Origin of the sequence: Porticoccus sp., from assembly GCF_965660005.1 — a bacterium.
Taxonomy (GTDB): Bacteria; Pseudomonadota; Gammaproteobacteria; order Pseudomonadales; family Porticoccaceae; genus Porticoccus.
Map to the genome: position 1 here is coordinate 1 of NZ_CBFHYF010000051.1, position 10,224 is coordinate 10,224.

Here is a 10,224-nt window from a genome sequence, read left to right on the forward strand (position 1 = left end):
GGACTTCTGACGATGCTCTTCAGAATCGGGACCATACTGTTTAATCCATGCATAAAGGCTGTGGGTGGTTGTGCCCAGCCGGGCTGCCACATCAGCGACACTGTGGCCAGCAAGGGTGACCTGTTTGACGGCTTCGATCTTGAATGCTTCGGGGTAGCGTTTACTGCTCATGTACACCTCTCTTTTTGCTAGTTTATCTAGCTGAAAGGTGTCTAAGAAATTAGTGGCGATTCACTTCTTGGGCCTGAAACTACCTTTCCAGTCCAGTTTGAAAGCTCAACCGTGCGCAACCTCTTCGGATCACCATACGCAAGAAACATCTTCAGGGTAGCTGTTGGCACAGAATCTCCTTACACATCGACAAAAGAGTCGTAACGATTATTTTTTGGGCCATCAGCCATCGCAGAGCCGCTGAGCCTCGGCCACATCCAAAGTGCCTTCGTAGATGGCGCGGCCGGTGATGGCACCGAGAATGCCCTGGTGGGCCACCTGGTTGAGGGCGATGATGTCGTCCATGTTGGTGATACCTCCGGAGGCAATCACAGGAATGGTTGATGCCTGAGCCATCGCTACGGTAGCTTTCACATTGACGCCCTGCATCATGCCGTCTCGGTCGATATCGGTGTAAACGATGGCGCTGACACCGTCCGCCTCAAAGCGTTTGGCCAGATCAGCGGCCAGTATTTCGCTGACTTCCGCCCAACCATCGGTTGCCACGCGACCATTTTTGGCGTCGAGGCCAACAATAATATGGCCGGGGAACTGTTTGCACATGTCGGTAACGAATTCCGGCTCTTTCACGGCCTTGGTGCCGATAATGACGTACTGAACCCCGGCTTTGAGATAGGCCTCGACAGTCTCGGCATTGCGGATACCGCCGCCAATCTGAATCGGCAGGTTGGGGTAGGCTTTGGCAATGGCGGTGACGACTTCGCCATTGACCGGCTCGCCGGCAAACGCGCCATTCAGGTCCACCAGATGCAAGCGCCGGGCGCCGGCATCCACCCACCTGGCTGCGGTTTCCAGCGGGCTGCCGGAAAATACGGTGGACTCGTTCATACGGCCCTGGCGCAATCGCACACACTCACCGTCTTTCAAATCAATCGCGGGGATTATCAGCACAATGTATTCCTGTTATTTCTCAATGGATTTCTGACTTGACGACCAGCCGGCATTGCAGAGCCGAAAAAATTCTGACCCGATTATTCACCGCGCCAGGAGACAAAGTTGCTCAGCAGTTTCAAGCCAGCGGTGTGGCTTTTTTCCGGGTGAAACTGCACAGCAAACAGGTTCTCGTGAACCAGCGCAGCCGCGAATTTGACTGAGTAATCACAAGTGGCGGCCACCAGCTCGGGGTGGCTTTCGTCCACGTAGTAGCTGTGCACGAAATAAAACCGGCAATCCTGTTCAATGCCATGCCACATCGGGTGGTCGATGGTCTGGTGAACCCGGTCCCAACCCATGTGGGGAACTTTCAGTTTTTCACCGCTGTCATCCCGCAGATGATGACCAAAGAAGCGCACTTCTCCCGGTAGAATGTTCAGGCAATCGACACCCTTATTTTCTTCGCTGTGTTCCAGCAGTGCCTGCATACCCACACAGATACCGAGTACCGGCTTTTCCTTCACGGCTTTTTCGACAAACCGATCAAAACCCAGTCGCCGGATTTCCGCCATGCAGTCGCGAATGGCGCCGACACCGGGAAAAACGATGCGGTCAGCATCCTCAGCTTCTTCAACGTCCGAGGTGATAATCACCTCGGCCCTCGGCGCAACTGATTCGAGGGCTTTGGAGACCGAATGAAGGTTGCCCATGCCGTAATCCAGTACAGCGATACGGGTACGAAAATCTGTCATATAAGGCTCTTTATTAAAGTGTGCCCTTGGTCGAAGGCGTGACTCCGGCCATTCTGGGGTCCATCTCAACCGCCATACGCACAGCGCGGCCGAAGGCCTTGAAGATGGTTTCAATTTGATGATGGGCATTGTGACCACGAAGGTTGTCAATATGCAGGGTCACTCCGGCATGGTTTACAAAGCCCTGGAAGAATTCGTAACTGAGATCCACATCGAAATCACCCACCCGGGAGCGGACAAAATCGACGAACATCTCCAGACCCGGGCGACCGGAGAAATCCACCACGACCCGTGATAATGCTTCATCGAGTGGCACATAGGCATGGCCGTAGCGGCGAATACCTTTCTTGTCGCCCAGCGCCTGCTGGAATGCCTGCCCCAGGGTGATACCGATGTCCTCTACCGTGTGGTGGTCATCGATATGGGTATCGCCTTCGGCGCGGACGCTGATATCGATCAAACCGTGACGGGCAATCTGGTCCAGCATATGCTCGAGAAACGGGATGCCGGTGGCAAAGTTGACCTGCCCGGTTCCATCGATGTTTACCTCAACGCTAATCTGGGTCTCCAGCGTATCGCGTTTGACTGTTGCTTTCCGTTCCGCCATCTGCGTCTCCAACGTGCGGCCCGTTATCGGGCCGTCCCATTATAGAGCCCTCACCGCCACCCTTCCATAAGCAGGAGGAAGTCATTATACTCAACGGCTGTTTATTACGCTTGTCTGCCTGACTTTTTATATATGCTCTTGCGAAGCCCCAACATTGTTCTCGTCTGCCTGTTGGCTATCACTACCCTGTGGCTGAGCGAGACGGCGGCCGCCCATGTGCATCTGGACAATCACACGGTCAGTTGTGAACTTCTCCACAGCGCCAACGGTGGACTGGGCACCCTGCAAAGCCAGTCGCAGGACTTTCTGTTACAGCGGGTCAGCGCCGGTACTACCGCCGCACCGGTTTTAACTCATCGCCTCCAGCCCAGCGCACCGCGCAACAGTCGCGCCCCTCCCACCTATCACTAAACACACAATTCAACCTCTGAATTTACCTGTTTAAGTGATAGGAGTTACACCCATGAAAACGCCTTTTATGGTGGCGCTGGCCATGTCCAGCCTGCCCTGTGCGGTTATGGCACAGAATCAGCACCACAACGAAATCAATGAAGTGATCATCTCCGCTTCACCCCTGCAGGAAAGTTCTGCCGGGGTAAAGCAGTCTGTCAGTGTTCTGTCGGGCGAAAACTTGCGCGACAAGGCCGCTGCGACTATCGGCGAATCCCTCAAGGATGAACCCGGCGTCACCAGCTCAGGGTTTGGTCCCGGCGTCGGCAAACCCGTGATTCGCGGTCAGGGCGATAACCGTGTTCGCGTCCTGCAGGATGGCCTCGGCACTATGGATGCCTCCACTGTCAGCGGTGATCACGCGATCACGACCGAGGCCTTGCTGGCAGAGCGTATCGAAATCCTGCGAGGCCCGGCCACGCTGCGCTATGGCAGTGGTGCCATCGGTGGGGTGGTCAATGTCATCGACAACCGGATTCCCGACAAGGTGCCAGAGAAACTCGAAGGTGCCGTGGAGTACCGCCATAACACAGCCAGCGATCAGAACAGCACGGTTTTCAAACTGGATGGCGGTGCTGGAAGCTGGGCCTGGCACCTGGATGGTATTTATCGGGACAGCAATGACCTCAAAGTACAGGGTTATGCCCAGGAACCGGAAGTCGGCGAAGACCCTGAAAGCAGCCGTGGCTACATCGCAAATACCGATACCCAGGCCGACGCTTTCAGTGCGGGGCTCTCCTGGATAGGCGATGAAGGTTTTATCGGCATGTCTTTCAGCCAGATCAACAATGAATACGGCATACCACCAGGGTCCCACGAGCACCATGAGGAAGAGGGCCATGAAGAAGAGGAGGAAGAAGCAGAATTGATTCGGATTGATATGGACCAAACCCGAATCGACCTGAAAGGCGAATGGGCCAACATCCTGCCCGGTATCGAGCTGGGCCGGTTCCGTCTCGGCTATAACGACTATGAGCACATCGAACTTGAGAGTGGCGAAAAGGGCACCCGATTTTTCAATGAAGCGTTTGAATTCAGGGGAGAACTGGTACATCGGGAAATTGCCGGCTGGACAGGCGCTTTCGGCACGCAGCTTGAGGATCGTCGCTTCGGTGCGATCGGCGATGAAGCCTTTGTGCCCAAATCCGATATCCGTCAGGGCGGGCTGTTCTGGGTGGGCGAAACCACCCACGACCAATTCAGTCATGAACTCGGTGCGCGCTTTGACCGACAAACGGTGGATCCTGACAGCGGCTCAAAAATCAGTCATAACATTTACAGCCTGTCCGCAGGCAGCCTCTGGCAGGTAACGGATGAGCAGTCGTTGAGCCTGTCACTGACCCGTGCACAACGCGCGCCCGTTGTGGAAGAACTGTTATCCAATGGTCCCCATTTCGCCAGCCAGAGTTTTGATCTGGGCGATAAGGACCTCGACGAAGAAACCAGCCAGAATATTGAGCTGGGTTATCGTTACCAGGGGCCGGTTGATCTGAAACTGAGCGTCTTCTACAACAAAATTGATGACTTTATTTTCAAGAAAAATACCGGTGTGGAAAACGAGGAAGAGAAACTGGACATCTACCAATTCCAGCAACAGGATGCCACCTTCAGGGGTGCCGAAGCATCGCTGGTCATTCCCTTCAGGGACAACTGGCAGGTGGAACTATTCGGCGATTATGTCCGTGCCAAGCTCGATAAAGGCGGTGATGTGCCACGAATCCCGCCACTGCGTTATGGCATAGCGCTGGATTATCAGGCCTATAACTGGCACACCGGCTTCCGGCTCACCGATGTCAAGAAACAGAACCACGCCGGTGAATTTGAAGAGGATACCGACAGCTACACCCGTCTGGATGCCCACTTCAACTACCATGTGGATACCGCTGCCGGAGACTGGCTGTTTTTTGCCAAAGCCAACAACCTGCTGGATGAGGAGATCCGTAATTCCACGTCCTACCTGCGGGATGCCGCTCCCGAAGCACGTCTGGGTGTGGAGCTAGGAGTGCGCTACAGCTTCTGACCAAAAGCGACATCAACCCGTCGCTTATCGGTAAACAATCACGGTCATTGCGAGTAACATGGTTGCCTGCAATGGCCGTTTTGCCTTTTTTGGACAGGGAGCAATATCCATGAAACTGCTAAAAATTATATTGGTGATGTTACTGGTGTTGGTATTAGTGGTGGCTGGAGGCGTCACCTTTCTACTGTTCGGCGTCGATCCCAACACCTACAAGCCCGAGCTGGAAAAACTGGCCCTGCAGAATGATCTCGAACTGAAAATAGAGGGCGATCTGAGCTGGTCATTCTTCCCCAACCTGGCAGTTCGCGCCGGTAGTTCATCGCTCACCGCTGCAACAGAAGGTACCGGGATACCCGATGTAAAATTTCGTGAAGCCAACCTGATCCTCGACTGGCGGGCGCTGCTGACACGTACTGTTCGCCTGGAAGCAATCACTCTGGATGGTGTGGATATCCGGACCAAAACCGCAGCGGAAGCGGCCAATGTAGCCGCCATGCCAGGAGCCGCTGCCGCCACCCAGGAAACGGGCACTGGCGATTTACCCTTTGAGCTGGCCATCGATGAAATCTCCCTGACCGATAGCCGGATCACTCTGACATCACCAGACGGACCCGACCAGGTATTTGAACAACTCAACTTTACCAGCAGGAAGCTGAACCTCGATGGCGAACCCTTTGCCACCAGCCTCGATTTTTCGACCACACTTCCCGACCAACCGACCCTGCACGTTGAATTGCAATCCTTTGTCGCGGTAGAGATGAAGCCACAAAAACTGACCCTTTCCGATGCCAGACTATCGGTTGAGGGGCTGGATAAGCTGCCGCTAACCCTGAATTTCAATGCCAGTTATGACGGATCCACAGACGGCGTCGCCATCACCAACATCCTTGGCAAGCTGGGATCGGCAAAAATCAGTGGCACAATCAATGGTGCAGAACTGCAAACCTCACCGGCTCTGCAGGGTGAATTGTCGCTGCAAAACCTGATCCTGGCAGAACTGCCAATGGAGCCACCGGAAGGCTTCAAAAAGGTAGATATCAGCAGTACGTTTGCCGCATCGGAAAAAGCCGTCTCCCTGACCAATCTGAAACTGGCACTGGACAAATTCAATGCCAGCGGTGATCTGGTCATGCAACTCCAGGGAACTCGCCAACTATCCATGAAAATACAGGGCGATCACCTTATTTTACCCGCTACCAGTGAAGCAGAATCCACGGAACAACAGGCCGCCCTGCTCACACCACTGCTGGCGCCACTGGCACTGCTCGAAGGCGGCAAGGGCCAAGTGGAGCTCAGCCTGGCAAGCCTGACAGCAGATAATATCCGGGTTGACAACCTCTTACTCAAACTCCAGGCCAATGGCAAAGTGGTGCAGATCACCGAGCTCTCCGGCGGCGTTTTTGATGGCACCTTCAAAACCACCGCCAGGGCCGACCTGGGCAAGACTAGCCCAACCGTCAGTTTCACCCAGAACGTAGCCACTCTAGACCTGCATCAGGCACTGGTGACACTGGCCGATCAGAGCGATATTCACGGCAAACTGACTATGGACTTTACCGGTAGCAGCGCCGGCGACAGCAGTGATGCCCTGCTGGACAACATGAATGGCAACGGCAATTTCAGCTTCTCGGAGCTACAGGTCGACAACATCAATGTGGAAAAAAGTTATTGTGAAATGGCCTCGTTGGTTGAGGGCAGAACATTGACTGGCAGGACCTGGCCAAACCACACCACCCTGCAGGATATGCAGGGCACCATCAAATGGCAGGACCAGCAGATTACCCTGCCCGGCTTTACCACCGGCGTTGGCAATCTGCTGGTTTCCGGCAACGGCTCCGCCCATCTCGGCAAGGAAACCTACGACATGCTGATCAGGGCCAATCTGCGTGGTGACACCACCTCAGAGACCGGCTGTACGATCAAAAGTAAATCCATCCAGAATCGGGATATCCCATTCCGCTGCACCGGCTCTTTTGCCGAAAACGGCAAGGGCAGCTGCCTGCCGGACAAGCAGTTCATCAATCAGCTGATTCAGGGCAAGGTCCAGGACGTCCTCAAGGAAAAGCTGTTTGATAAATACCTGAAACAGCCATCTACAACAACAGAAGAGCCGTCAGCGATTGAAGAGCCTTCAGCTGATAAAGAGCCCTCAGCCGAAAAAGAGCAAGACCCAAAAAAACAACTCATCGATGAGGTGCTCAGGGGTATATTCCAATAGTGTCTGCAACATTTTCCGAACAACTGCTGTGCTGGTTTGACCAGCACGGCCGCAAGGATTTGCCCTGGCAGCAGAACAAAGACCCCTATCGGGTATGGGTATCAGAAATCATGTTGCAGCAAACCCAGGTCAGCACCGTTATCCCCTACTTTCAGCAGTTCATGGCGCGTTTCCCCGACATTTCATCACTGGCAAAAGCCCCGCTCGATGACGTGTTGCAACAGTGGACCGGTCTCGGTTACTACGCCCGGGCCCGCAACCTGCATCGCTCGGCACAGCTGGTTTGCACAGAACATGGCGGTGTTTTACCGGATACCCAGGAACAATTAATGGCACTGCCCGGCATGGGCCGCTCCACCGCTGGTGCCATCTGTGCCATTGCCCTCGACAAGCGGGCCGCCATCCTCGACGGCAATGTAAAACGGGTGCTCGCCCGCTACCATGGCATCGACGGTTGGCCCGGCCAGACATCAGTCGCCAGACAACTCTGGGAACTGGCCGAGCAACATACCCCGGCACAGCGCTTTGCCGATTACACCCAGGCCATCATGGATCTCGGTGCCACCCTCTGCACCCGCAGCAAACCGGCCTGCAGCCTATGTCCGCTGTCAGAGGGATGCAAAGCACTGGCAGAGGGTAGCCCCACCCGCTACCCCGGCAAAAAACCCCGTCGACAACAACCGGTTCGCCAGTGCCTGTTCCTGGTCATTCAAAACCCGGCGGGGGAAGTGCTATTACAACAACGCCCCGCCAGTGGTTTGTGGGGCGGACTCTGGGTGTTTCCCCAATGTGACGATGAAAACGAAATAGAACAGACCTGTAACAGCCTCGGCTACCGCGCAACAGACTGGGAATTACTGCCGGGCCGACGCCACAGCTTCAGTCATTACCATCTGGACTACCAACCGGTGCTGATCTCCGTTCAGCCACAGCAGCAGGTCATGGATACCAGCGCGCTGGTCTGGTATAACCCCCAGTCAACACTGGCGATGGGCACCGCCCAGCCGGTAAAACGACTCTTGCAACAACTGCATCTGTTGCAACAACCCAACCAATCAACAGGGTAATTTCATGGCACGTATAGTTCACTGCAAAAAGCTCAACCGGGAACTGGAAGGACTCGATGCACCACCCTTCCCCGGCCCCAAAGGACAGGAGATCTTCGAACACGTCTCCAAACAGGCCTGGCTGGAATGGCTAGAACACCAGACCCGTCTGATCAACGAGAAACACCTCAACATGATGGACATGACTGCCCGCACCTACCTCAACGAACAGCGCGACAGGTTTCTCTCCGGCCAGGATATTGACCAGGCGGAAGGCTACATACCGCCTGCGGAATAATTTCCGCGCCCGCCCTTGACGCTGGAAATATGAGAAGGTTTAATACGCGCCTTCGCCAGTCACCACTGGTAGAAATATGCCCAGATAGCTCAGTTGGTAGAGCAGAGGATTGAAAATCCTCGTGTCGGCGGTTCGATTCCGTCTCTGGGCACCACTCATACTAAAATGCGGCTGAAACGCCTTAATTTCGTTAGGTTTTTTGGCGCATTCATTCAAAAGTAATCTAAAAAGTAATCTAAATCTTAGCTAGTTTCAGCTATCCCCCCCGGGGGGCTATTCCATCCTCCTTACTCCAGTAGTACCACCCCAGATACAAAAAAGAGTCAATAGCGAAGCTCTGAATCCCATTCAAAGACATTCTCGCAGACTTTGGGATTGAGTGGTGGGGTTATCAATCAAGGTTGGTATCGGGGAGATCAGAAGCTGGTGCAGCTTACTTTCCCAGTGTTTCCTCTTTGCCTACAAGTGGTATGAACTGGGTTGTTCTGCTGTTGTGCTGCATTTGCCTTGGCAGCTTGAGCTGCTGCTGCATTAGCTTGAGCTGCTGCTGCATTTGCCGCAGCACGGGCTGCATCAGACGCCATTCTCGCTGCGATGGAGTTGCTAACCGTTAGCACGCAGGTTTGAAATTCTGGAGACAATTGATTTGAATGGATCTTTTCGCATTCATAAGAGGCGAGAGTTCTTGCGTCGCAAGCCTGTAAGCCACGTCTGTCCATCTCAAGACGAACTTCCTTGAGACCATCTTCTTTTTGTCTCTCAACAATTTCTGAGAAACCGAAAGTTCCAAACCCAAAAAACACACGATCAAACGTAGAGAGCGGACTCAGGGCATCAAGTTGTCTGCAGAGAGAATAGTTATCACGCTTGCTGTGGTTGCTAGGTGTGCCGACGCAGCAGAAGATGGGATGCGTCTGATTCGAGACGTTGATGCCTTTGTTTCAAGGAAAATAAAACTATCGCCGTAACTACTCGGTGGCGTTCTTGAGAAATTGACATTTAGTCAATTTTTTATGTACGAAAGCCACCGCTTACTTGCCTGCGCTTGACAAACTTGATAGTGGTGTCAAGATTATACTTTAATTCTACTGCCTGCTATCATTATCACAGAATGCTGCTCAATGTCTGGTCCAATCACAGGGGTGCTACCCTATTTGCACGGACGGTTTAAAAACGACGTAAATTGCTGATCTGCTCTAGCCACTCTACGTTGCATCCTTGGATTATGGAATCGTTCGATGTAGCTAAAGACGTCAGCTCGTATCTCAGCTCTGGTCCGGTATTTCTGATGACGGGTTCGTTCTCGTTTTAAAAGACCGAAGAAGCCTTCGCAGGCTGCGTTATCACCACAGTGACCGACTCGACTCATGCTGCTCACCAGGCCATGACGCTTCAGCAACTTCTGATAATCATCACTGGTAAATTGCGTGCCGCGATCCGAGTGCAGAATCACAGGTGCCGTGCCCTCGCGTTGCCCTAAAGCCATCTCAACCGCACGCATCACCATAAAACGATCCTGGCGAATCTGCATCGACCAACCCACGACAATCTTGGCGTACAAGTCCAAGACAACGCAGAGATAGAGCTTGCCTTCGCTAGACGACAGCTCGGTGATGTCCGTGACCCACTTGGTCTCAGGCTCAAGCGCCGTGAAGTCGCGTTGCAGATGATCCTCAACACCCTGAGGTCTGCTTGAACCACGTTTGCTGCCACGACCTTTTTTGCGAGG

The 10,224-nt window shown here is 53.8% G+C and carries 11 protein-coding genes and 1 tRNA gene; 6 read left to right on the forward strand and 6 right to left on the reverse strand.

Annotated features, from left to right (window positions below):
• From ACTF5G_RS09070 to hisB, 4 genes are all read right to left on the reverse strand, one after another.
• The coding region (locus tag ACTF5G_RS09070; RefSeq protein WP_438952505.1) for a transposase at positions 1–171 on the reverse strand (171 nt) is incomplete at its 3' end.
• A gap of 222 nt (positions 172–393) precedes the next feature.
• Positions 394–1,122, reverse strand: coding sequence for a 1-(5-phosphoribosyl)-5-[(5-phosphoribosylamino)methylideneamino]imidazole-4-carboxamide isomerase (gene hisA, locus ACTF5G_RS09075; protein WP_438952495.1), 729 nt, complete (start codon positions 1,120–1,122; stop codon positions 394–396).
• Positions 1,123–1,202: 80 nt separating this feature from the next.
• Positions 1,203–1,856, reverse strand: a complete 654-nt coding sequence (hisH, locus tag ACTF5G_RS09080) for an imidazole glycerol phosphate synthase subunit HisH (RefSeq protein ID WP_438952496.1) — start codon at positions 1,854–1,856, stop codon at positions 1,203–1,205.
• A 13-nt stretch (positions 1,857–1,869) separates the two neighbouring features.
• A complete protein-coding gene (hisB, locus tag ACTF5G_RS09085) occupies positions 1,870–2,463 on the reverse strand; it encodes an imidazoleglycerol-phosphate dehydratase HisB (protein ID WP_438952497.1) in 594 nt (197 codons plus the stop codon).
• 132 nt (positions 2,464–2,595) lie between these two features.
• On the opposite strand from hisB, the gene ACTF5G_RS09090 reads away from it, so the two are divergent.
• The 6 genes from ACTF5G_RS09090 to ACTF5G_RS09115 all read left to right on the forward strand — a co-directional run bounded on the left by ACTF5G_RS09090 (position 2,596) and on the right by ACTF5G_RS09115 (position 8,649).
• Positions 2,596–2,874, forward strand: coding sequence for a hypothetical protein (locus ACTF5G_RS09090; protein ID WP_438952498.1), 279 nt, complete (start codon positions 2,596–2,598; stop codon positions 2,872–2,874).
• Between the two features lie 52 nt (positions 2,875–2,926).
• Entirely contained in the window at positions 2,927–4,933 is a 2,007-nt protein-coding gene (locus tag ACTF5G_RS09095; RefSeq protein WP_438952499.1) for a TonB-dependent receptor, read from the forward strand.
• 109 nt (positions 4,934–5,042) lie between these two features.
• Positions 5,043–7,151 carry an AsmA family protein gene (locus ACTF5G_RS09100; protein WP_438952500.1) on the forward strand — a complete coding sequence of 703 codons (2,109 nt, stop codon included), beginning with the start codon at positions 5,043–5,045 and terminating at the stop codon, positions 7,149–7,151.
• Complete coding sequence (gene mutY / locus ACTF5G_RS09105; RefSeq protein WP_438952501.1) at positions 7,151–8,218, forward strand: A/G-specific adenine glycosylase; 1,068 nt, start codon at positions 7,151–7,153, stop codon at positions 8,216–8,218. Before ACTF5G_RS09100 ends, mutY begins: the two co-directional genes overlap by 1 nt.
• Positions 8,219–8,222: 4 nt before the next feature.
• Entirely contained in the window at positions 8,223–8,495 is a 273-nt protein-coding gene (locus tag ACTF5G_RS09110; RefSeq protein ID WP_438952502.1) for an oxidative damage protection protein, read from the forward strand.
• A gap of 78 nt (positions 8,496–8,573) precedes the next feature.
• Positions 8,574–8,649 (forward strand) — tRNA-Phe (locus ACTF5G_RS09115).
• A 262-nt stretch (positions 8,650–8,911) separates the two neighbouring features.
• Here the strand turns inward: ACTF5G_RS09115 and ACTF5G_RS09120 are convergent.
• Entirely contained in the window at positions 8,912–9,298 is a 387-nt protein-coding gene (locus ACTF5G_RS09120) for a hypothetical protein (RefSeq protein WP_438952503.1), read from the reverse strand.
• 347 nt (positions 9,299–9,645) lie between these two features.
• The coding region (locus ACTF5G_RS09125; protein WP_438952504.1) for an IS3 family transposase at positions 9,646–10,224 on the reverse strand (579 nt) is incomplete at its 5' end.

Excerpts from the sequence above, each read along its gene's own strand:
- ACTF5G_RS09095 (WP_438952499.1), top strand. The coding sequence starts at position 2,927 with ATGAAAACGCCTTTTATGGTGGCGCTGGCCATGTCCAGCCTGCCCTGT.
- ACTF5G_RS09090 (WP_438952498.1), top strand. The coding sequence starts at position 2,596 with ATGCTCTTGCGAAGCCCCAACATTGTTCTCGTCTGCCTGTTGGCTATC.
- ACTF5G_RS09100 (WP_438952500.1), top strand. The coding sequence starts at position 5,043 with ATGAAACTGCTAAAAATTATATTGGTGATGTTACTGGTGTTGGTATTA.
- hisB (WP_438952497.1), bottom strand. The coding sequence starts at position 2,463 with ATGGCGGAACGGAAAGCAACAGTCAAACGCGATACGCTGGAGACCCAG.
- ACTF5G_RS09110 (WP_438952502.1), top strand. The coding sequence starts at position 8,223 with ATGGCACGTATAGTTCACTGCAAAAAGCTCAACCGGGAACTGGAAGGA.
- hisH (WP_438952496.1), bottom strand. The coding sequence starts at position 1,856 with ATGACAGATTTTCGTACCCGTATCGCTGTACTGGATTACGGCATGGGC.